Source organism: Butyrivibrio sp. AE2032 (assembly GCF_000702965.1).
Genome location: NZ_JNLF01000003.1, coordinates 2,653,469 through 2,677,480, shown reverse-complemented (window position 1 = coordinate 2,677,480; position 24,012 = coordinate 2,653,469). Strand labels below are relative to the sequence as shown.

Sequence of the window (24,012 nt, the reverse complement as noted above, 5' to 3'; positions counted from 1 at the left end):
CCTTTATGTAAGTATTAGTATTGCCTGTTTCTAAATGCCGTATCCGGCGTGTTTTCATCAAAGGTCTCCTCTGAAGAGATAACTCTCAAGGGAACCTCCTGGCCATCTCCAAGCTGCCACAGGGTCCTCATAACATTTGGTCCCAAAAGAGGTGTACACTCGGCTACGAAATTAGCCTCTCCGTTCTTTATCCTATCAAGTGCATCCTTTGTACCGTCTATGGAAAGTATCTTTATATCCTCTCCCGGAGCATAGCCCTTTTCTTTAAGGGCCTCTACCACTCCGATCATCATATCATCGTTATGGCAGAACACCACATCAAAATCCGCATCCTTTCGGGAAAGATAATCGGTCATAGCCTCGTATCCCTCTACGCTGGTGAAGTTTCCGTTTAAGGTATCGATTATCCTGTACTTATCTTTCCCAGCCATAAGGCTCCTGAAGCCGTTTCCTCTGTCTATGGCAGGGGAAGCTCCCTTGGTGCCTTCCACCTCAAGGATCCTTACCTCCTCCAGATAGTCCATGTTCTCCTCTACCCATCTCATGCATCTGGCACCTTCCTCCACAAAGTCGGAGCCAACAAAAGAGGTATACATATCTTCACTGCAGCTGACCTCTCTGTCTGAGAGGATAACAGGTATATCTGCTGCCCTGGCCATTTCAAGAGCTTCATCCCATCCATCCTCCAAAATAGGTGAGACGATTATGGCATCCTTTCCGGCCTCAACAAAACCGCAAAATGCATCCAACTGCTCCTGAATGGTTGAGCACTCCTTGATTTCCAGTTCTATTTTATATTCCCTGCAGGCATCTGAAAAGGAATTTGTGTTTGCTCGCCTAAAGCCTGTGTTCTCATCAATCTGAACATATCCTACAGCCTTTATATTTCTTTTAAGCGCCTTCTTTTTCTCAGGATAATAATCATCCACGTTATCCCTTGTAATAAGAGTATTTCTGGTGATGATCTGTTTTGCTCCATCCCTGCTGCCATTTAAGTATCTCATGGCATAGCTTAGAGCCTGCTCTCCTCCTGTAGGGCAAATAATTGTGGCATCAATGAGGCCCTTTTTAACCATCTCAAGGCCTCCACCTTCTCCGGGAAAGCCGTCAACTCCAAGGATTTTTACTCCACTAATACCTAGTCTTTTTAGTGCCAGGGAGGCTCCATAGGCCATGTAATAATTCTGGGTAAGTATAAGATCAGCCTTTTCCAGCAGTTCCCGGTTCTCCATAAGAATATCCTCTGTCTCATCCCGGGTACCATTCTGGATCATGATCTGCCTTATCTGAAGGTTATCACCTGCTGCCTCTCTAAGAAGCCCTGACCTTTGCCTTCCGGTGTAATTGTTCATAAGAACATTAAGGACCGTTACCTTCTTATCCTGACTCCCGCCTGTAAGAGCAGCTACTGCCTCCAGTTCCTGCTTTACGAGAAGCCTGTCATCAGTTCCGAAAAAGCAGGTATAGTCAAAGCCCTTAATAGCCCTGTCCAAAAGAAGAATGGGCATACCGTCATAGTAAAGCCCCTCCACCTCAGGCATCAGTTCCTCCACATCCACAGGGGACACGATAAGAAGCTGGGCGCCATAGCTAATAAGCTCCTTCATATCGTTCTTTTGCTTTTCCACACTTCCACCGGCATCGGTGAATACAAGCTTAAGACCTGGATATTTCTTTTCCTCCTGCTCCAGCTCGTTCTTAAGGACTATTCTCCACTCGTCGGTAAGATTGGCAAGAGACACTCCAATAAGCCTTGTGATCTGAGTATCCCTTGCAGAGCCGCAGCCTGACAGGGAAGTTAGCAAAAGACCTAAGACCAGCATCAGGGTCATGCATTTCTTAAAAAAACTCATACTGTTTCCTTCCCCAATACGCTCTTTCTGTAATCCGCCGGTGACATTCCCAGCTCTTTTTTAAAGGCAGTGCTAAAATAGTGCTGTGATGAATATCCGCAGCTTGATGCTATCTCAACAATAAGATTGTCTTCATCCTTAAGCATTGCCATGGCTTTACTTAGTCTTAGCCTTTGAAGATAGCTCTGAAAAGAGTCTCCTGTCTCCTCCTTAAATATCTTGCTAAGGTAAGGAACGGAAACATGGATATGATCTGCTGTCTGAGCCAGTGAAAGCTCCGGATCTGAAAAATTCTCTTTTACATATTCTCTTGCGGATCTGACCTTTTCAGAATATGATGGTCCGTCCCCTGCAAGATCATCCAAAAGCTCCCCGGAATTATCCATCCAGTTCTTTATCATGTTGGACTTTTCCTTTGAAACAAGGATGTCCCTTAGCTTCTCCATAAGAAGGTAGAACTCCTCCTCGTTTACAGGTTTTAAAAGATAATCCTTAACGTGTAGGCGAAGAGCCCTTTGTATGTAAGCAAAGTCATCATAGCCTGTAACCACAATGCAGATGCAACCGGGGCAGATGAGATTGAGCCTCTCAATGAAATCCAGCCCGTTTACAAAAGGCATATTTATATCAACAAAGCAGATATCAGGGATAATATCCTCAGCAAGAGAAAGAGCTTCCTGCCCATCCTCAGCCATTCCTGCCACCTGAAAGCCTTCCACCTTCTCAACAAAACTCTTAAGACCTTTTCGTATAATTGCCTCATCATCAGCGATAAGTACGCTATACATTTCAATCCTCCTTTATCAAAAGCCGAACAATAACCTGAGTATAGGCACCTTCATAGCTCTCGACTTCAATGTCAAAGCCTTCATTTGCATAGAGCTTTAATCTCTCAATAACATAGGTCATTCCAAAGCTTCCCGATTTGCCGTTCTTGATATCCTCTATGCTTTGACGAAGACTATTTAGTTCCTCCCTGGACATGCCAGCTCCGGTGTCATATACCGAAAGAATCAGCTGTCCGTTTTCCTTTTTGGCGCTTATCCGGATCTCTCCGCCGCCCTTTTTAAGCTTTATGCCGTGATAGATAGCATTTTCAACCAAGGGCTGAAGTATCAGCTTGGGGATAACAATCTTCAGACAATCCTCACTTGCATCTATCACATAGGTGAGCTTATCTTCATACCTGACACTTTGTATGTAGAGGTAGTTCTTTACATGCTCAATCTCTTCCTTAACTGTGATGAAGTCCTTGCCCTGAGACAGTCCCAGCCTGAACATATTGGTGAGGGCCTCTACCATCCTGACTACATCTGTAGCCCCATGCTCTCTTGCCATCCAGTTGATCGTATCTAATGTGTTATAAAGAAAATGTGGCTTTATCTGCTCCTGAAGGCTCTTAAGTCTCGCCTGAAGGGTTCTTTGCTTTTCAGTCTGAATGTCCTCCACCAGAGTGTTCATGTAATCCAGCATGTGGTCGAAATTCTTTCCAAGAGTTCCGATCTCGTTCTCATATTCCAGATTAGCCCTTACGGAAAGATCTCCCTGCTCAACCAGCTGCATCTTATCTTTTAGCTGCTTAATGGGCTTATTAAAGGATTCCGCCAGTGCCATGGAAATAAGTACCACCAGGATAAGTGCCAGAATCGCACTCACAAAGGATATGACATACATCCTTAGAACATTCTGCTCCTGCTCCTTAAGAGAGGTGACACTTATGAATTTCCAGTTGGTCAGCTTTCCCTCACTTACACTGATAAGATAGTTATTTCCGTCTATGCTGATATTGTCCTGCTGCCCGTCTCCTATGGAAAGGCTCTTTTCATCAAGCCAGTAGACTACTGGGTTTACAGGAGTGTATACTATGTCGCCATTCTGATCAAGGATAAACACGAAGCTGTCGGGGGACACAGATACAGACTCAATCAGGGATTTCAGAACATCCTTCTTGATATCCATGAGGATTACAGTCTTTTTACCGTTTATCATGCCTGTGCCCATTATGGAAAAGAGCTGATCCGCACTGTAGGCCTCATTTGTGATGACAATCTTTCCCTCAGAAGAGTTAAGGATTGATATTCCTTTTCCCCTTTCAGGGGCTTTCAAAAACCATTCCTCGTCACCCAGATAGTCCCTGGAAATCCTGTTCATTCCTGTTCCGATAAAGGTGTCATCCTCATCTGCAACCGCTATTCCTACAATCTCTGGATAGGTGCTGATAATGCTCTCATGGCGCCTTATCATCAACTCTCTGGCACTAGGAAGGGAGGCTTCACTTTCCATGGAAAGAATAAGATAATCCATCAGCTCCCTGAAGATATCCACGTAAACATCCATGGCATCTCCCACCTGGCTTGATGACTGAATGGCATAAGAAACCGTGTCCCTCTGGGCCTCCTTCGTCATCCTTCCGACCATGAAGGACGCAAGGAGAAGCAGAGGAATCGTGGTGATCAGACAATAGGTCCAGATCAGCTTGCTTTTTAAATTCATCCGGCGCATTATGCCGGAAAAGCCGGAAATCTTCATATAAACAACAATAGGACTGCCATACCATCTTAAAAAATGGCACAGCAATCCTGTTTTCTCCCTATAATTCTATCAGCCTTTGCCCTTTTGTCTGTCGGCTCTTATAGATATTATCCTTTGAAGAACAATAAACAGACATAAAAGTGCTGCTATGGTAACTCTGGTCCACCAAGCATTCAGATTCTGATAAGTTACGATGGTCTGGATAACGCCCTGAATCAGGACTCCTATAACAGATCCCCATACATTACCAACTCCTCCCGTAAGAAGAGTTCCTCCAATAACCGCTGACGATATGGCATCCAGCTCCATTCCCATGTTCTGAAGTGAGTAACCTGCCAGCGTGTAAAAACTAAATATGACACCACCAAGGGCTGCGCAAAAGCCCGATATCATATACACCCCAATCTTCACACGTTTGACATCAAGTCCCATGTAACCTGCGCTTAATTCATTACTTCCAATTGCATAGACTGTTCTGCCAAACCTTGTGTATTTCAAGACATAGTACGCAATAAAAACTACTATCAGCGCAAGGAAAACATATAAATAAAACTTGGCATTTGCCCTTCCCACTTTAAAGCTGAGTTTACTTAAAGCTGCAGCCTTATAAAAGTCATTCTCGATAGGTATGGAAACTGTACTTACCACCGCACACATGCCCCTTAAAAGGAACTGTGAAGCCAGAGTTATTATGAAGGGCTGTATGTGAAAAACCTGAACACAATATCCGATAAGGAAACCATTAAGAAGCCCCACTAAAAGAACTACCGGTATGACTATAAAAGCCGGACACCCCCTCTGTAAAAGAAATGCAGAAAATACGCAGGTAAACGCTACCACTGAAGATACCGAAATATCTATCCCACCTGTAAGCAGAACGAAGGTAATTCCCACTGCTACAACTATCAGATAGGCGTTGTCATTAAACAGGTTAAGGAAAGTTGATACACTTCCAAAGTGATCATACATTGCACTGCCTGCCACAAACATAAGTACAAACAGGGCACAGGCAATTATCATTGATATATTCTCAACCTTTAGACTTTTTGTTTTAGTGATCATGCATGTACCTCCTGTGTTTCTACCTTTGCTGTCTTTGGCATAAGGCTCTTTACCCTGTCCATAAAAGGCTTGGACTGAATAAGACAAACAATTATTACTATCACTGCCTTTGCTACTCTTGTAAGCTCAGGAGCAACTCCGAAGGCATAGATTGTTGTTGATATAGTCTGAACAATAAGTGCTCCGATGACGCTGGAGATAATGGAAAATCTTCCACCTGAAAGAGCTGTTCCGCCGATCGCTACAGCTAAGATTCCATCAAGCTCTATCATAAGTCCGCAGTTGTTACAATCCGCTCCCTTTATTCCTGCGCTTTCGATGATACCTGCAAGAGCAGCTGTTATTCCACACAGAATGTAGATAATCCAGAGATTTCTTTCCACCTTTATTCCTGCAAGTCTTGCAGAAGCCTGATTTACACCGATGGCCTCAACCTGCATTCCAAAGGCCGTACTTCTTGTAAGGATCAGGAAAAGAACTATCACAATAAGAGCGATAAATGCAGGCACGGGAAGTCCCAGGAAATATCCTCCGCTTATGCTGTAATAGGCATCATTTGTGATGGTAACGATCTTTCCATCTGCTATGAGCTGAGCTATTCCTCTGCCTGCCGTAAGAAGGATCATTGTGGCAACCATAGGCTGAACCTTGAGCTTTGCCACCATGAAGCCATTCCAGGCTCCGCATACTGCTCCGGCAAGAAGCGCAAGAAGAACTGCCAGGAATACATTTCCTCCAAGTGCCTGAAGTATTCTTTCATCAACTATAGAGCAGGCAATAGCTCCGGAAATAGCCATGATGGAACCTACAGAAATGTCTGTTCCTCCGGTTCCAAGGGCCATGGTCATACCAACTGCCAAAATAGCATAGCGACTTCCGTTCCTTAGAATATCAATAAGACGCCCATAGAAATGTCCGTCCACTATAGTGATCTTAAAGAAATCTCCACCGGATATAATACCGCAGAGGAATATGATCACTAACAAGACCACAAAGGGCTTAAACTCCATTTTTTGCGTTAATTTTTTCATACTCATTCTTCCCCCGCAATCTGCTTCATTATGGCGCTCTGACTTATCTCCTCTCCGGAAAGCTGTCCCACTATCTTTTTGTCATTAAGGACAAACATCTTACTGCAGCATCTTTCCATTTCCTCAAGCTCAGAGGATATGAATATACAGCTCATCCCCTTGCTGGCCAGATCTACCACTATCTTCTGGATCTCTGCCTTGGCACCAATATCTATACCTCTTGTAGGCTCATCAAGAATAAGCAGGTCAGGATCAGTGGCAAGCCACCTGGCCAAAAGCACCTTTTGCTGATTTCCTCCAGACAGATTTTTTATCTTCTGATCTGCTGACGGAGTCTTTATAGCCAAATCTTTGATGAGCTTTTCTGTAATCTCATCAGCCTCTTTTCTTGAAATCTTATGAAGAAGTCCTCTCTTGGACTGAAGAGCGATGGTTATATTCTCCCTGATGGTCAGATCTCCTACGATTCCTTCCTTCTTTCTGTCCTCAGGGCAAAAGGCTATATCATTCTTGATGGCATCAAGAGGATTTCTTATATCCTTTTCCTTGCCCTTTATAAAGGTCTTTCCTTTAGTTTTCTTATCTGCGCCAAAGATGAGCCTTGCAAGCTCGCTTCTTCCGGAACCTAAAAGTCCGGAAAAGCCTGTAACCTCACCCTCGCCTATACTGACATTTATTCCTGAGATCTCCCCAGTTGTACCATCTTCTATCCGAAGGAGTTCCTTATATTCTTTTCCGGTATTGGTAAGCTTGGGAATTGCCTCCAAAGAGTCATAATCCTTACCGATCATTTTTCCCACCAGTTCCAGCATAGGAAGCTTATCTGCATCATAGGTACCTACAAAGGTTCCGTTCCTAAGTACAGTTATCCTGTCGGAAACCTCATAGACCTGATCCAGAAAGTGGGTTACGAAAACAATTCCCAGGCCTCTGTCTCTAAGCATCCTCATTATGTCAAAGAGCTTTTTAACCTCCTGGGCAGAAAGACTTGAGGTTGGTTCATCAAGTATCAATACCTTGGCATTTACATCCACTGCCCTTGCTATGGCTATCATCTGCTGGATTGCCACCGGATAATTATCAAGCCTCTCCTCCACGTTTATATCAAGGTCAAAGTCCTTTAGTATTTCTCTGGTTCTCTCATTTACTTTCTTCCAGTCAATGTGTCTTCCTTTTTTTGGCTCACGGCCAATAAAAACATTCTCGGCAACGGAAAGATCAGGACAAAGGTTAACCTCCTGATAAACAGTACTTATACCGGAATTTTGTGCATCAATGGGACTTTGGGGCGATATCTCTTTTCCATCCATCATGATGGTCCCAAAGTCTTTCTGTTCCACCCCCGTAAGAACCTTTATAAGTGTAGATTTACCGGCGCCGTTTTCTCCTAAAAGAGAGTGGATCTCGCCTTCCCTAAGCCCAAACCTCACATGATCCAGGGCTTTGACACCCGGAAAGGTCTTGCAAATATCTGTCATGTACAGAATATCTCTTTTCCCCATAGCTTCTCCTGAAACGGGCAGGGCCATAACCAAAAGCCCCGCCCGAGATGTTTTGATTTATTTATCAGTATGTTCTGTTTGGAAGCTCTGCTTCAGCGTCCTTTTGAGTGAATACACCATCATTTGAAACGATCCACTTATCAACGCTCTCGCCAGCCTTAAGCTTCGCTGCTGCATCGAAGATCTGTCCTGCAAGACAAGGATTGCACTCAACTGTTCCGTTCATCTCACCAGCAACCATTGCTTCGAAAGCACCCTTTACGCCGTCGCAGCCAACAACCTTGATATCAACGCCAGGCTTCTTGCCTGCTTCTTTGATAGCCTCAATTGCGCCAAGAGCCATGTCGTCGTTGTGTGCAAAAACAGCATCAATGTCATCATAGGACTTAAGGAAGGACTCCATTACTTCCTTACCAAGAGCTCTTGTGAAGTCACCGGTCTGAGAAGCAACGATCTCAATATCGGGGTACTTTGATTTAAGCTCGCCGTCAAAGCCTTCTTTTCTTCCATTTGCTGCAGATGCACCAACTGTACCCTCAAGCTCTACAACCTTACCTTTTCCACCAAGAAGATCCCCAACGATATCAGCTGCCTGCTGTCCTTCCCAAACCATGTCTGAAGAGATCTGTGTAGCATAAAGGTCTGCACATGACTGATCAACTCCTCTGTCAACCAGGATTACAGGGATTCCTGCTTCCTTACACTCTGTAAGAACTGCTTCCCATCCGGTCTCAACTACAGGTGGGAATGCGATTACATCAACACCCATGTCGATGAAGTTACGGATTGCCTTGATCTGGTTCTCCTGCTTCTGCTGAGCATCTGCAAATACCAGGTCGATGGTGTCTGTATGCTGTGCTGCGTACCACTGAATATCATTGGTCTCTCCGTCACGCCATCCTGATTCCTGTCCGATCTGCGCAAAGCCAACTACGAGTTTTTCGTTAGCAGGCTTAGCTGCTGTTGCTACAGGCTCCTCTGCCTTTTCAACAACTACAGCTGCAGTCTGTTCCTGCGCCTCTGTACTTGCCCCCTCCTGTGGTGCTGATCCACAGCCTGTAAAAAGGCCAAGGCTCAGTGTTGCCACCATTGTCATCGCCAGAAAACTTTTTCTCATAAAAAAATACCTCCTTTAAATGTTTCGTTTGCTGTAAACGATTGATCTAAAGGAAGTATATTATTCAGGCCCCTTATGGGTCTTTACACTCAGATATTCTGTTTTTTCACTTTTTTATACTGACAGGTTCTGCTTTATAATACGTGTTTTCTTACAACTTTCTTTCCGAATGGGAAAAGAGCTACCTGAGCGATCTTAAAGAACTGCTTTCCAAAAGGTATTCCAATGATCGTAATGCAAAGGATAATTCCCATAATTGCATTTCCAAGGGCAAGCTCCCATCCAAAGAAGATGATCCAGATAAGGTTCAGCAGGAAGGAACCGGCTCCACCCTCGTCTTCTATTTCTTTTCCGAAGGGATTGAGCGAAATAGAGGAAAGCTTAAAGCACTGTAAGCCGACAGGAATTCCAATTACGGTGATGCACCATATTAATCCGGCGATCCAAAAGCCAAGGGCACTTAAAAAGCCTCCAAAGATGATCCATAAAATGTTTCCAAGTATTCTCATAACTTTTCCCCCCATTAAGGTTTTCTTTTTATTCATACTGTTTATACGAAGATTTTATCACGTTGGCGTACTGAATTTATAAACAAATTATAAATTCGTTTTCGCTTATACAGCGACTATTTCAAAAAGCAAAGAAACAGCCCTTTTCAAGCAAGCTTGAAAGGACTGTCTCTTTGTTTTTGAAACCACTCACGTGGCTTTGCTTATTATTTTGCTCGGACGCTTGGCTCGTTATCGCTTACATCATTCCGCCCATTCCTGCGCCGCCTGCTGGCATAGGAGGAACTGGCTCCTTGATTGTAGCTACAGCTGCCTCAGTTGTAAGGAAGCTTGAAGCTACTGATGTAGCGTTCTGAAGAGCTGATCTTGTAACCTTGGCAGGATCGATGATTCCGTCCTTAACCATGTCTACATACTGCTCTGTGTATGCGTTGAAGCCTACGCCTGCCTTGCTCTCTTTAACCTTGTTAACGATAACAGATCCGTCAAGACCAGCGTTAGCTGCGATGTGGAAAAGAGGTGCCTCAAGAGCCTTAAGAACTACGTTAGCTCCTGTCTTCTCATCTCCCTCAAGTGTTCCAGCAAGCTTCTCAACTTCCTTAGCTGCGTGGATGTAAGCTGATCCACCACCGAAGATGATACCCTCTTCAACTGCTGCTCTTGTAGCGTTGAGAGCGTCTTCCATTCTGTACTTAGCTTCCTTCATCTCTGTCTCTGTAGCAGCACCAACTCTGATAACTGCAACACCGCCAGCAAGCTTAGCAAGTCTCTCCTGAAGCTTCTCTCTATCGAAATCTGATGTTGTATCCTCAATCTGCTTCTTGATCTGAGCAACTCTTGCCTGGATCTCTTTCTTGTTTCCAAGGCCATCAACAATAGTTGTCTTTTCCTTCTCAACCTTTACGCTCTTAGCTCTTCCAAGGTCATCCATTGTTGTATCCTTAAGCTCAAGGCCAAGATCTGAAGAAATAACCTTACCACCTGTAAGGATAGCGATATCCTCAAGCATAGCCTTTCTTCTGTCACCGTAACCAGGAGCCTTAACAGCTACTACGTTGAAGGTTCCACGGAGCTTGTTAACGATAAGAGTTGTAAGAGCCTCACCGTCAACATCCTCAGCGATGATAAGGAGCTTAGAACCTGTCTTAACGATCTGCTCAAGAAGAGGAAGGATATCCTGGATGTTAGAGATCTTCTTATCTGTAATAAGGATGAATGGATCCTCTAAAGCAGCCTCCATCTTATCCATATCTGTTGCCATGTATGCTGAGATGTAACCTCTGTCGAACTGCATTCCTTCTACAAGGTCAAGCTCTGTCTGCATTGTCTTGGACTCTTCGATTGTGATAACACCATCGTTAGAAACCTTCTCCATAGCATCAGCGATCATCTGACCAACCTCATCATCACCTGATGATACGGCAGCAACTCTCATGATCTGCTCCTTGCCCTTAACCTTTGTAGCCATCTTGCCGATTGACTCAACAGCCTTATCTGTAGCCTTCTTCATACCTTTTCTGAGTACGATTGGGTTAGCGCCTGCAGCCAGGTTCTTAACACCCTCATTGATCATAGCCTGTGCAAGAACTGTAGCTGTAGTTGTTCCATCACCTGCTACATCGTTAGTCTTTGTAGCAACTTCCTTAACAAGCTGAGCTCCCATGTTCTCGTAAGAATCCTCAAGCTCGATCTCCTTTGCGATTGTAACACCGTCGTTTGTGATTGTAGGAGCGCCATAGCTCTTATCAAGAACTACGTTTCTTCCTTTAGGTCCAAGTGTTACTCTTACTGTATCAGCAAGCTTATTAACGCCTTCTACCATAGCTGTGCGGGCGTCAGCGCCGTACTTAATTGTCTTTGCCATTTTAATTTCCTCCGATTCATTTATAGTGTTTAGAGTGATATACGGATTGCTCCGCTTCACTCTCGCAATCCTACATACATTCGGAATCCGGCACATATGCCTACTTCCTCATGTATGTTCGCATCCCGAGGTCACACCATTACTTGTGCAAGCACGTAATGGTGTGACTTCTGTCTGCTATATCACTCATTTTATGATTGCAAGAATGTCGCTCTGCTTAACAATGATGTAAGTTACATCATCAAGCTTAACCTCTGTTCCTGAATACTTTGAATAGATGACATTGTCACCCTTCTTAACTTCCATCTTAACTTCCTTGCCATCTACTACTCCGCCGGGTCCTACAGCGATAACCTCAGCCTGCTGTGGCTTCTCCTTCTCAGCTCCTGGAAGAACGATTCCTGATTTGGTAGTCTCTTCTGCCTCAAGCTGCTTTAATACAACTCTGTCTGCAAGTGGTACTAACTTCATTACAAATGCCTCCTTTATGTAATATCTTGAATAAACTTTTTTGACTTGTTAGCACTCTTGATAGTTGAGTGCTAACCTCCAAGAACATATATTATCACCTTTTTCCGCCGCATTCAAGTATATTATTATTTAATAATTTTTTAATACTCAGTAAATTGAATATCCTGAGCATATATATCATAATGACCCTAGGAAAGTATGAATTTCGAAAGCCGTTACATGGACGTTTCGGCGTTTGCATTTTATGCAGACAACCTATCAAGGAGGTGATAAGGTGAGCGTAGATTTATTCAGCAGCCTGAATGGTAAATTCGATCTCAACAGCAGCATGAGCAGCCTTTATGGTGATTACAACCAGATCAAGAGCGGTGCTTACGGTACATTAATGAAGTCCTACGTTAAAAAAGTAGGTAATAGCGCAGCTTTAAAGGCTTATCAGGAAACAGGTTCCACTACTACTGCTGCAGATACTTCAAGCAGTACTACAACCGGAAATGTCACCGGCACTTCTAAGAAGTCTACAACCAGGAAAACAGACTTTTTGGATAGCCACATCAGTAATATTAAGAATTCCGGTGTGTACACCAAGTCAGAGATCCTGGCCAAGGCAAAAGAACAGAAAAAGACGGATGACACAGCTGCAACAGACGCAGCAAGCACTCCTACGATAGATACGACAATCTAACTTCATAATTAGCGAAGCCCTGCAGGAAAAGGTCCAAGGATCAGTTCCCGCAGGGCTTTGCGTTGTCCATTATTCACTTTCTTCTTTAGGGATTTCTTTCCCGTGAAGATCTATGTTATTCTCCTTCAGGGCTATAGCCCAGTATTTCTCAGGAATGTCAGGCCATCTTACATAGCCTCTCTCCTGCTCACAAAGTCTCATAGCTCTAAGAAGCACCGTCTGGTTAAGATCCACTCCGGTCCTTATGGTATGCATGGTGACAGCTGCCCAGGCAGGAGCCATGGTACATACATCCGAGTGCTTGAATTCACGGAGTATTTCTTTTCTGTTGTAGTCCAGCTGAATGTACTCCTCTTCCCAGTTCCTGCCATCCCCATGAAGGATACAGAACTGAGCCTTGCCCTCGTTGTACCATGGGATCCCTACAGATCCTGGATTAACGGCCTTTTTACCTCTGTAAACGTAGGTCCCCTGTATATGGGTGTGGCCGTGCAGAAGAACCCCCGTCTTCAGGTGAGAAAGTACCCTCTTGGTATTTCTCTTTTCCTTAAAAAGAAGCTCATTGGTATCGGTAGGCGATCCATGGCAATACTCGAACCCGGGAAATCCCTTTTCCTTGTAGATCCCGTAATTGGGAAGGGATTCAAAGAAAGCAAAATCCTTCTCCGTCAGGTTCTCATAGGTATAGAGAAGAGTTCCGCTGGCAGAGCCCTTTTTCCAGTTCCCTGCCCCGGACTTCCTATAATTCAAAAGATATTCTTCCCTGTTACCACGGATAATATAGGTATTAAAGTACTGCTTCAGAACGTAGATAAGCTCCATTGTCTTTTGAGGGTTAGGGCAGTCCGTAACGTAGTCCCCCAAAAGAACAAAGTTCGTAATGCCCTTTCCCACAGCGTAGTCGATGCACGCCTGAAGCGCCGTATGGTTTCCATGTATATCAGAAAAAACTGCAAAATCCAGACTCATTATTTCACGATCTCTTTGATAGATTCAGCCAGGCCTGCAATTCCCTGAATGTTTGAAGGAACGATAATCTTGGTAGCCTGTCCGTTTGATGCCTTCTCAAAGGCCTCTAAGCTCTTAAGGGTAAGAACTGACTCATCAGCTCCGGCTTCCTTAAGCATTGTAATACCCTCAGCATTAGCCTTCTGGATACTCTTGATAGCTTCAGCCTGACCTTCAGCCTCGCGGATCCTCTTCTCTCTCTCAGCTTCAGCTCTAAGGATCGTTGCTGCCTTGTCAGCCTCAGCCTGAAGGATCTTGGACTGCTTCTCACCTTCTGCAACTGTGATCTGGCTCTGCTTCTCACCTTCTGCGAAAAGAATCTTCTCTCTCTTTTCACGCTCAGCCTTCATCTGCTTCTCCATGGCATCACGGATCTGCTCAGGAGGATTGATGTTCTTAAGCTCTACTCTGGTGATCTTGATACCCCATGGATCAGTTGCAATATCCAGTGCATCCTGCATCTGTGCGTTGATCTGATCTCTGGATGTAAGGGTCTCATCCAGTGTAAGTGAACCGATGACGTTACGAAGTGTTGTAGCTGTAAGGTTTTCAATAGCTCCGATAGGATTTCTTACTCCGTATGCATAAGCCTTTGGATCAGAAATTCTGAAGAATACGATGGAGTCAATCTGCATTGTTACGTTATCCTGTGTGATAACAGGCTGAGGTGGGAAGTCACAGTACTGCTCCTTAAGGTCCACCTGTCTTGCTACTCTGTCAATAAAAGGAATCTTAAAGTGAAGACCAACATCCCAGGTCTCCTTATATGCACCAAGTTCCTCAACTACATAGGAATGTGCCTGTGGTACGATCTTGATATTTGTTGCCAAAAGAATGATAAGTAAAACGATGAATACTGCTACTATGATGCCTGCCATTTAAATGTCCTCCCTTTCAACAATAAGCTTTGCGCCTCTAACTTCAACAACTTTGACTTCACTTCCTGCAGGGATAACTACGTTGTCCATGCTGGAAACTGCCAGCCATGTGGATCCGTCCATATCTACCTTTCCGGTTCCATGAAGATTGTCTATTTCAGTCTTAGCTATCAGTTTCCTGCCAATATATGCGTCAATATTGGTCTTCTTTAGTCTGTTATTGAAATGTTTAGCTGCAATGGGCCTTACAAGGACCAGTACAACTATGGAAACCACAAGAAAAGCCACAACCTGAACCACGATCGGTGCATCAAACAGTGACAGCAAAAAAGCTACTGCAGCACCGGCAGCGAACCAGATGGTAACAAGGCCCATGGTGAAAATTTCAATTACAGACAGGATAACTGTGACAACCAGCCAGATAATAGAAATTGAGATATCCATACACGCTCCTCCTTATGATGTTTATTATAACGCACCAGGCAGGTTATCGAAAGCAGAGTTTTAATAAGATTTTCATAATTAAAATGGGCATCAATTCAAGATTTAACGGCTCTGATGTGATAATATATAATAGTACAAATATTATCGTGATGTCGTTCTTTTTGGGGCATATATAATAACAGGTGGAAAAAATATGGCTAAACTGACCTACGAATTATTAAAACAAAGCGCTGAACTGTCTCCAATTGCCTGCAGTGTCCTGTCGGTTGAAAAAAAGCCTGACGGAAACTGCGGCGAGATTCGTTTCTACGCCATAAATGAGATTTTCAAAAGTAATTATTACAATCTGTTTGCAGCTAGCGCAGAAGGCGAGAAGCCTGATTACGACAGGTTTCAAGAGGCCATTGAAGGACAGCTCTACACAGCTCATCTCCCAAAGGAACCAAACTTTGAGGATGTGTGCTTCAGAGCGGCATGGAAAAAGGAATATATAAACACCTACGTTGATACCACCAGGATGTACGGCTTCTGGACCCAGGATATTCTCCTTCCCGTAGCTGGAGAAACTGATGATCCAAACATAGCCTACTGTCAGTTTATGTACACCCTGAACAAGGAAATGGACTCAGGAAAGTTTGCTTCTGTCTCCCCTGACATTGCAAGCTTTGTCATTAAGTCCTGCCTTGAACTTAGAAATGAAAACGCATTTGAAGAAAGCATGGAAGCCGTTACTGCAGACCTTCGGGAATACACCCAAAGCTTTGCTGCCAGCATAGTCACTATAGACAAAGACTTCAGAAGTTTTGAAGTGATCAGCGGCTCCGTAGAAAACGACGTTCTTGACATCAAAGAGATCTTTTCTCATTTCCCATATGAGATTGTTGAAAGCTGGGAAAAGCTTGTAAAAGAGACCAACAGCATAATCATAAAAGACGAAGCTGATATGCAGTTCATCGAATCCAAAGCTCCCGAATGGGTTGCTACACTTCGTGAAAACAACGTAACTGCCCTGGTTCTGGTACCCTTCATTCATCAGGGCGAGATAATCGGATATCTGTATATCACGAACTTTGACACAGATCACCTTATCCGCGTGAAGGAAACCATTGAGCTTGTTGCCTACTTCCTATCCTCAGAAGTTGCAAACCATCTCTTCCTCCAAAGGCTTGAGTACCTCAGCAACGTGGACATGCTCACCGGCGTCTATAACCGTAACTGCATGAACGTAAATGTAGATGAACTTTCCCTTAAGCTTGAGTTTAATCCAAAACCCTTCAACGTTGGTTTCTTCGATCTGAACGGGCTTAAGACCATCAACGATAACGGCGGACACGATCAGGGTGATAAGCTCCTTGTTTACTCTGCTGCCCTGTTAAAAGAGATCTTTGCAGGCGACAAGATCTACCGAGCCGGTGGCGACGAGTTCGTTATCATCTCCTTCGACAGCAAGAAGCGCTTCGAAGAAAAGATCGAGGAGACCAGGAAAAGAGCCAGCGATCCGGAATGGATGTATTTCGCCATAGGCTACTATCACGACGAAAGCAGTGGAAATCTCCGTCTTGCCATGAGATATGCCGACGAAGCCATGTATAAAGATAAGAACTCCTTCTACGAAAAGTATCCGGAAAAGAGACGTTGATAATATCATTTCCCAACAAAAAATAACTTCCGGTGGTTCCCAACAGGTTCCACCGGAAGTTTTTATTACTTATTTTTTACCCTTTTTCTTTGCTGCTTTTTTCTCGGCTTCCATCGCCTTAGCCTCAGCTTCTTTTGCTTTCTTTTCTTCTTTTGCCAGTTGCTTTTCCTTTTCTACGCGGCTCTTGTAATCCTTCTGATAAGTTCCCTTTTTGATATTCTCAAGTCTTAATTCATATGTCTTTTTCAGGTTCTCATCCAGGAATTGAGTAGCATCCTCTCCGACCTCCAAAGCCTCTTTTACGCTGATGGAACGATCAGTCTTAACGTCCTCTTCATTGTAAATTGCGCGGTTAGTCAGAATGTCATCATATATCTCACAATTAGCAAAGGATCCGTCAACCTTTATACCATTCTTAAGAAGATATGACTGGAAGTAATCAACATAGGTTGAGATGACATATCTGTTGTTCTTGTTAGAGAATATCTCGCTGAGCTTCTTCAAAGTTTTAACCTTGCTGTCTGTCAAAAGATCGGCGTACTTAATGGAGTAATGGTTCTTGAGAGTACCTGCCTGCGCCTTTTTACTTTCCTTCTCATCATCCCATTTAAGGAACTGTCCAAAAGAGTCAGAAGTTTTGTCTGACATTTTAACGATCTGGGCATTTATCTTCTCAACTGTTGCCTGGTCACCTTTCTTTTCTGCGTCTGCTCTGACTAATTTCAGCCTTTCTACGGCATCGTTTATTTCACTAATTTCCTGCTGGTAGATTCCTATCTGAATATCGGCCTTCTTCTCACCCTTACGGGTCTTCTTATAGATCTCATTGACATTCTTCTGGTCAACTTTTGCCTTCTTGACCTGTTCTTCGTAGCCAACAAGATTCAGGAAATCATCATTGCGCTCAAACATCATACAGAAATTCTGGGCGTTGATCATATCCTCAAAGAACTCACGGCTGAAGTTCTCATCGATATATGAATCATCTATGATAGGTTTTTTCCTTGCAGTATCTTCACCAATCTTACCGGTTCCAACAAGGCCCATCTTAGTAAGGCGATCCATAACTCTCTTACACTTATCCTCGTCAATTACACTAAGGTTTTTGCCAATATTTCTCTCATCACGGGCAAACAGATTCTTAAAGTTGGTAGCCACATCAAGGTTCTTTAGCATATCCGCCTCTTCCACACATGGCATATCCTTTGCCATCAGGAACATGCCCTGAGGATAATCTGAGTGACGTTTGGTGTAAAGAACTTTCTTAGGATTCTGCTCGTTATTCCTGATGTAAATGACAAAGTTCATAGCGCCCTGATAAGCCAGTGAGTGCTCCTCATAGAACTTCTTGAGGTCATCTCCAAGTTTCTCATCATCCTTTTTCTCGTCGATCTCAATGCCTGCAAGAGAATTGGCCATGGCATCTTCAATTATCATAGCCATCTTGTTAATCTTATAGGAATTATTAATGGCTTTTATGCTGTCTTCTGTTCTCTTGTCTGCATCCTTAAGGTTAGCAGCTACTTTCTTGGTTATCTCAGGATCACTCTTGCCTTCAACACCTAGTTTCTCAACATCCTCAACTTTAAGTCCGAAGTTAAGAGCTCCGTTTGCAGAAACACCGTACTTATTCGCCACAGCCATGACAGTATTATAGTAAAGGGCATAGGCTTCTCCGTGTCCCTTGTCAAATAATGTCTGTACCTGCTTAGCCAGCTTAGCATTTTCTCCGCCGGACTTTATCATCTCCTTGAAGCTCTCATACTCGCCATAGTAAAGCTGCTGGAAAGCAACCATCTTGTTAGCAGTAAAATAGCATTCTTCAAAATGCTCCAGGATGTATTTCTCATTGATATTAAATGGATCAAGCTCCTTACGCTCAGCCAGAACATCCCTGGCAGCTCCCACAAGGAAGTCCATCTTAGTGTCCACTTTCATGTACTTGTGAACATCTACTTTATTCATATGAGCCTTAAATGCATCCTTAACGTTGTTGCCAAGACCGGATATACCCACGTTATGTTTCCGAAGCAGGAACATGAACTGTCTTTCATCAATACCTTTGACTTCCAGGTCTTCCTTGAGGATATCCAAAAATTCCGGTGTCTGCATATCATTGACACATGCATTTGCCTCGGCAATTGTGTCCATGATCTTTCTGATGGTGGTTATATTGTTCTTAATGAAATTATCCTGTCCAAATGGTTTAGCTCTCTCTGCCAGATTCTCGTTAGTTTCCTGAGTATTCTTCCAGATAAAGTAGTCGTTCATGGAACCCTTATCCTTTTTATACTCATTAAGGCGAACCAGAGCCTCTCTTCTTGCACCTGCTGAAAGCTGGAAGAACCATGCATCTGATGCTCCTTTAAGAGCTTTCTTTACTTTATTTGGATCCATGAGTTCTGCGTCACTATACTTTTTATGAAGATACCTGAACAGCTCTTCCACAAAGTTTCTGTACTGCGTAGCAGGTTCAACAGTATTAGCTTCTTCAATCTTCTGGCGGGCTTCCTGTTTTTCCTTGATGATGTAGTCAATCTTTGCTCCATCCTCAAGTTTTTCCTCAAGTTCAAGCTTACTCTCTGCCACGCCAATGGTCAGATCATACATAACATTTACAGAATGTATAGTATCCTTAAAGGTCCTTCTCATACTAAGAAGTCTTGCATACTGTTCCTCATATTTATTCTTACGCTTGGCAATAAAGACCTTTCCTTCAACATCTCTGCCCTTGATCACATAGTTCTTCTTCTGTTCTTCGCTCAAACTCTCGAAAGAACCTTCCTTTCTCTGAAGTTCAAGGTTCTTCTTCTCTTCTTCCTTGTAGAGCTTCTCAATAACCTTCAGCTCTTCTTCCAGCTTATCATCTTCCTTATTCTTTTTATTCTCTTCCTTGAGGAACTCCGCTTTCTTCCTGTCAGCCTCCAGGAACTCCTCCTTATATTTTGGATTATTGCGCAGACGGGTTTTCTTGCATGTATCTCTGAAGGTAATGCCAACATAGGATGATATATTGTTAATTCCATAATCAGCAAGAGTAGCATGAACAAGATCAGTCATAGAGGTAAGGATGAGAGTAGCTCTTTCTACATCCTTTCTATTTTCTTCCTTAAGATATCCGTACTTTTGCACGAGATACCAGCCCTCACCATCATTTTTATTTCCCATGTTAAAGGTATCCAGGCAGTAATCCAAGTCTGAAAGAATACTTCCCATATTTGCCAAAAGGTTCTTTTCATCCAGATAATCGCCCTTGAACTTACTGATAATATCCATGGCCCTCTGGTAATGAGTGTATACGTATTTTGCCTTTTCTTCATCACCTGCCTTTGGATTCAGTGCAGGCTTATTAGGATCCTTAAGCTGCTTATTGTAGTACTTTTCAACTTCACTCTTTAAGGAAATAGCTGTTTCAACACGGTTTAAATATGCCTTTCTCTCTTCCTCGGTGCCCTTTATGTAGCCTTTCTCCACCATCTCATCAAAGTCCGCAGCATAAACCTTCATGATCTGCTGCCTGAGTTTCAAGGCATTGTATTTGGCCTTATATGCTTCATAAGCGTCCTTGCCAAACATCTCTATAGCTTTGGCATCGTAGTCATTTGCAATGGCCATGCCATAGAAGAAGTCAGACAGTTCACCAATCTTTCTCTTCATTTCCTCGTCTATTTTTACATTTTTCTTTTGGTCGGCCTGGTTTCCCTGCTGATTCTCCTGCTGGTTTTCCCCCTGATTCTCCTGCTGTTTTTCCTCCTGACTTTCCAGGTCTTCATATTTCTGATAGATCTTATCGCTTATCTCTTCAAGTTTCTTCTTACGGTACTGCTTGCCTATTCCCTCAATGATTTCATTGTTACCCTGCATATTAGGGATATCACCGAGGTATTCGTAGGCCTCAGACATGGTATAGTATATCTGTCCTTGCCAGCGATTGAAGTAGTCCCTGAAAAGGCTGCAGCGAATCTTCAGCTCATCCTTCTGGCTGAGCTTTAACTTATCATATCCTTCCACTGTAGCACCTGATGGATCTTCATCAAGAGCTTTAGCTATATTAGCTATACTCTCTACTTCAAAGTAAAGCTGATAAGTAATATCCTTTGTAATATCCATCTCGTTGACCAGCTTATACTTTTCTGTCAGCTCTCCAATATCAGTTGAAAGAATAGTATCAATACTAACCTTATAATCTTCTTTCTTCTTAGCTGCTTCCTGAAACTTGTCCTTGCACAGCTGGCGCTTTTCTATATTATTAAGCTTGGATGGATCGTTTATATCAACAACAGTCTTGCCATCCACAAGCCTGTTAACAAGACGTGCTCTATCCATTCCACGCTTAAGAATTGTGAAATTGTACTGAGTCCAGAGGTCCTTGATCTCAATCTTTTTGCCTTCCTTATCGGTAAGATCTGTATACTTATCGAAGTCATAGTATTCCAGATTCTTATAGAAAAGATCATTGTACTCAAAGGCTTTTTTCAGCTCCAGGATATGATTCATGCCTTCAAACTTAAACACATTAAGTACTACCTCATTAGGTTCGGAAAGATTGAAGTTCTTTTCATCGAGCTTCTGTCCGACAAGGTAATCTATGGCCTTCTCATAGTTTTCCATCTGCTGATCAAGGATCTTCTGCTCAGAATCCATTCTGACAATTTCTTTTTCAAGATATGTATTCCACATCTCTCCAAAGTTTTCAACGCCTTTGAATTTGACAGAAAGAGCAGTTTCTTTAAGTCCGCCTATTGATGATGCTCTGGCCTTAACTTCATCAAGACGCCTTATCATCTCATCGTACTTTCCAAACAACCTCTCAAGGTCACTACCATATATCTCATAAATATATGGATTTGAAGAAATCTTGTGGCGAAGGGCCATTAGCTTTTTCGATAATTCTCCGTCCGCATCGTATTTGATCTTATATACGCTGTCGTCCTTGGTCTTATCATGAAGATTTTCATTTCTAAGTCGCCTGTTTTGCTCAGCAAGCTGCTCCTGAACCTTCAGCGCAGAAGCCATCTTATAGTCTGCCATGTCATCAAAGAAATCAGCGGTTGAATTATATGCCTGTTTTATCTGAGACCAGGTTTCCTTTACAAAAGCATTATATTCATCTTCATTTTTAAAGCCGGACTTCAACCCGTTTACGTGATTAAGACCCTTAATCCCGTCTTCCTTCTTGTAACCAAAATACTTGGCATGCCTTGCCATGAAATTAGTCATTATGGGTTGCATGAGAATAATGCGGCTCTTTATAAGAGCAGCTCTCTCAGGGGAAGTATGAGCAGCCTCTGAATTTGTAGTATCCAGATACTCAGGGTTATACTTGATAAGCTCAACAAAGCCTGTGAGCATGTCAGTATACCTTTGCATCTTAAGCATGTTCTTGGCCATGTACTTATTTGTAAGCATATTGGGCTCAATATTAAAAGTAATGAGTTTCTGAGACAGCTCATCCATTACATCTTTTCTTTGGTTAGCATTACCTTCTGTATATTGCTTTAAGATCCTCTTGTTGTACTCAGAACCATCATCTTTCTCTTCCTGAGTCTCTGTTCCAAGGCGCCCTACCTGTCTCTTCCAGAAAAGAGTCTTTTTAGTCATGGAAAAGAAAGGACGAAGTCCGATATCCAGCTCGTTCTTTCTGGAAAGCACTTTGTGCTTTTCACCTGCGCCAAAAAGCCCGTCAATTACAGAGCTCTTTATGGCAGCCAAAGAACCTGTGATAGAGCCAAAGAATTTTCCAAACTTTTTACTCTGTACGTTGATATTGCTGATCCATTTTTCCTGAAAAGTACCAGCGGCATCAATGTCACATTTTACGTAATCATTATAGTGCCTTTTCTGGTGATTTCTTGTTATGAAGTAGTCATTATGATATTCGCTATACTTATCCAGAGCTGCCATTTCACGGACGGTGTTCTTATTAAAATTAACCTCCTCCGTTCCGTTTAATCTTTTATATTCCTCGATCTTTTTGCGCTCATTGTGTCTGGATTTCCAGAAGAACCTCTCTCCGGGCTGGAGCTGGTTTTCAAATTGTCCCTTTAATGCCTCATCTATCTTTACATCGTCTATTCTTTTAAGAAGAGTCTTATAGTCGTATTTTCCATTAGCTTTCCACTTGGAATAATACCCCTCTTCAAAGGTCTTCTTATGAAATTCATAGGTATTTTTATCCCAGGAGTCCTGTACCTCTTTACTCTTATCTAAAATTTTCTTATCAATTGTCTCTTTTGTGGCCTGCTTCTTCTCAAGACTCTCAATGACCTTCATTTTCTGTTCCGGGCTAAGATAATCGCTCATCTGATAAGCTCCTTTCTAATGCTCATACACAACTCTCTCCAAACCTTTATACGAAGTAACTGTATCGGCAGGAAATGATATTTGCATCTTCAAACACGCTTTCTGTAAGTTTAATTCCAATATCATTGACCGGCTGAATTAAAATTCTAGCCACGCCGGAATATTTATCCAAAATCAGGTTTGCGCTCTTCTCCAAAACATGCAGTAACGCTATACTATTATCGTCCTTAGTATAGAATGAAGATAGGAGAAGCACCTTATCTGAAAGCTTCTCAAAGACTACAAAGGCTTCAATGATATCACCATTCACAATGCCAACGCTGATATCCTTTTCTATTCTTTCAGACTTAAGTCCGTCCACCGGCAGGATTGCTCCGTTTTTAGCTGCTTCGCTCTGAGAAATGTTAAAGAGCTTTTCCGGGATGTTAGAGAACTTCTCACCTTTTCCAGGCTTGTCATATAGCTTTGTTTTTTCCAGGTCAGCCACTGTCACACAGGCAACCTCGTACTCAGGATCCGCATAAGCAAAGCCATATTTCTCAAGGAACAGGGCAAGCCCCTCTTCCTCTTTTCCATATATAAGGAACTCTATATCAAATTCCATACCCTCGTTTCCAAAGAGGCGCTTAGCTTCATCTAAAAGGAATTTTCCACCGCCTTTCCCCCTATAGTCCTTAGAAACGTAGAAGGAAGTAATCTTAAGCTCATAGTCATCGGGCCTGAGACATATTGCCCCGGCAGCCAGATTTTTCCCCTCCTGAAGGTCATCTGCCACAAGTCCCAGGGGCAGGATTTCCATATCCTCCTGTATCAGCTGCGCATCAATATCCGTGATAAAGCCCTGAAACATATCCAGGTTTTCCTTTGTGATTGGGGTAATCTTCATGCTGATCTCCTTCCATAAAATTGTGGAATATTTACACTGCCTCACTATCAATTATCACACAATTCCGAATTTTTATGTGTTAAAAAAACATAAAAAATAAGGCTGCCACAATCGTGACAGCCTATTATATGATGTGTATACCAGTTGATCAAGGAAGTTCGGCTCTCGCACCACAGGTGCTCGCCCGAACGGCCTTGCTCACTAGACTCGACATTACCTCGTCAAGTG

The 24,012-nt window shown here is 43.0% G+C and carries 17 protein-coding genes; 2 read left to right on the top strand and 15 right to left on the bottom strand.

What is annotated here, in order from left to right:
* Window positions 1–14 precede the first annotated feature (14 nt).
* The 10 genes from BO18_RS32785 to BO18_RS13485 form a co-directional block, all read right to left on the bottom strand.
* Entirely contained in the window at window positions 15–1,853 is a 1,839-nt protein-coding gene (locus BO18_RS32785) for a substrate-binding domain-containing protein (RefSeq protein ID WP_051688722.1), read from the bottom strand.
* Window positions 1,850–2,641, bottom strand: a complete 792-nt coding sequence (locus tag BO18_RS13525) for a response regulator transcription factor (RefSeq protein WP_034446802.1) — start codon at window positions 2,639–2,641, stop codon at window positions 1,850–1,852. Before BO18_RS13525 ends, BO18_RS32785 begins: the two co-directional genes overlap by 4 nt.
* A 1-nt stretch (window position 2,642) precedes the next feature.
* Complete coding sequence (locus BO18_RS13520) at window positions 2,643–4,346, bottom strand: sensor histidine kinase (protein ID WP_185752430.1); 1,704 nt, start codon at window positions 4,344–4,346, stop codon at window positions 2,643–2,645.
* A 108-nt stretch (window positions 4,347–4,454) separates the two neighbouring features.
* A complete protein-coding gene (locus BO18_RS13515) occupies window positions 4,455–5,447 on the bottom strand; it encodes an ABC transporter permease subunit (protein ID WP_034446799.1) in 993 nt (330 codons plus the stop codon).
* Window positions 5,444–6,478, bottom strand: a complete 1,035-nt coding sequence (locus tag BO18_RS13510) for an ABC transporter permease (RefSeq protein WP_066738244.1) — start codon at window positions 6,476–6,478, stop codon at window positions 5,444–5,446. Before BO18_RS13510 ends, BO18_RS13515 begins: the two co-directional genes overlap by 4 nt.
* A gap of 2 nt (window positions 6,479–6,480) precedes the next feature.
* On the bottom strand, window positions 6,481–7,980 hold the full coding sequence (locus tag BO18_RS13505) for a sugar ABC transporter ATP-binding protein (RefSeq protein ID WP_034446797.1): 1,500 nt from the start codon (window positions 7,978–7,980) through the stop codon (window positions 6,481–6,483).
* A 64-nt stretch (window positions 7,981–8,044) separates the two neighbouring features.
* Window positions 8,045–9,097 carry an ABC transporter substrate-binding protein gene (locus BO18_RS13500; protein ID WP_034446795.1) on the bottom strand — a complete coding sequence of 351 codons (1,053 nt, stop codon included), beginning with the start codon at window positions 9,095–9,097 and terminating at the stop codon, window positions 8,045–8,047.
* Between the two features lie 134 nt (window positions 9,098–9,231).
* Window positions 9,232–9,606, bottom strand: a complete 375-nt coding sequence (locus BO18_RS13495; RefSeq protein ID WP_034446793.1) for a YccF domain-containing protein — start codon at window positions 9,604–9,606, stop codon at window positions 9,232–9,234.
* Window positions 9,607–9,844: 238 nt separating this feature from the next.
* On the bottom strand, window positions 9,845–11,470 hold the full coding sequence (groL, locus tag BO18_RS13490) for a chaperonin GroEL (RefSeq protein ID WP_034446791.1): 1,626 nt from the start codon (window positions 11,468–11,470) through the stop codon (window positions 9,845–9,847).
* A gap of 186 nt (window positions 11,471–11,656) precedes the next feature.
* Entirely contained in the window at window positions 11,657–11,941 is a 285-nt protein-coding gene (locus BO18_RS13485; protein WP_034446789.1) for a co-chaperone GroES, read from the bottom strand.
* Between the two features lie 274 nt (window positions 11,942–12,215).
* On the opposite strand from BO18_RS13485, the gene BO18_RS13480 reads away from it, so the two are divergent.
* Window positions 12,216–12,626: a hypothetical protein gene (locus tag BO18_RS13480; RefSeq protein WP_034446788.1), complete on the top strand. Its 411-nt coding sequence runs from the start codon at window positions 12,216–12,218 to the stop codon at window positions 12,624–12,626.
* A gap of 69 nt (window positions 12,627–12,695) precedes the next feature.
* Here the strand turns inward: BO18_RS13480 and BO18_RS13475 are convergent, their stop codons facing one another.
* From BO18_RS13475 to BO18_RS13465, 3 genes are read right to left on the bottom strand one after another with little or no spacing between them, the layout of a single operon-like run.
* Window positions 12,696–13,595 carry a metallophosphoesterase family protein gene (locus BO18_RS13475; RefSeq protein WP_051688721.1) on the bottom strand — a complete coding sequence of 300 codons (900 nt, stop codon included), beginning with the start codon at window positions 13,593–13,595 and terminating at the stop codon, window positions 12,696–12,698.
* A complete protein-coding gene (locus BO18_RS13470) occupies window positions 13,595–14,512 on the bottom strand; it encodes an SPFH domain-containing protein (RefSeq protein WP_034446787.1) in 918 nt (305 codons plus the stop codon). The genes BO18_RS13475 and BO18_RS13470 overlap by 1 nt, the downstream gene beginning before the upstream one ends.
* Window positions 14,513–14,956 carry an NfeD family protein gene (locus BO18_RS13465; protein WP_034446785.1) on the bottom strand — a complete coding sequence of 148 codons (444 nt, stop codon included), beginning with the start codon at window positions 14,954–14,956 and terminating at the stop codon, window positions 14,513–14,515.
* A 193-nt stretch (window positions 14,957–15,149) separates the two neighbouring features.
* Here BO18_RS13465 and BO18_RS13460 point away from each other — a divergent pair, with 193 nt between their 5' ends.
* Window positions 15,150–16,595: a sensor domain-containing diguanylate cyclase gene (locus BO18_RS13460; protein WP_034446783.1), complete on the top strand. Its 1,446-nt coding sequence runs from the start codon at window positions 15,150–15,152 to the stop codon at window positions 16,593–16,595.
* A 69-nt stretch (window positions 16,596–16,664) separates the two neighbouring features.
* Here BO18_RS13460 and BO18_RS13455 read toward each other — a convergent pair whose 3' ends face one another.
* Both BO18_RS13455 and BO18_RS13450 read right to left on the bottom strand, forming a co-directional pair.
* Window positions 16,665–22,898 (bottom strand): hypothetical protein, encoded by a 6,234-nt coding sequence (locus BO18_RS13455; RefSeq protein ID WP_034446782.1) that lies wholly within the window; start codon window positions 22,896–22,898, stop codon window positions 16,665–16,667.
* 46 nt (window positions 22,899–22,944) lie between these two features.
* The gene (locus BO18_RS13450; protein WP_034446781.1) at window positions 22,945–23,784 is read right to left on the bottom strand and encodes a GNAT family N-acetyltransferase; all 840 of its coding nucleotides are present in this window, start codon (window positions 23,782–23,784) and stop codon (window positions 22,945–22,947) included.
* Window positions 23,785–24,012: the final 228 nt, after the last annotated feature.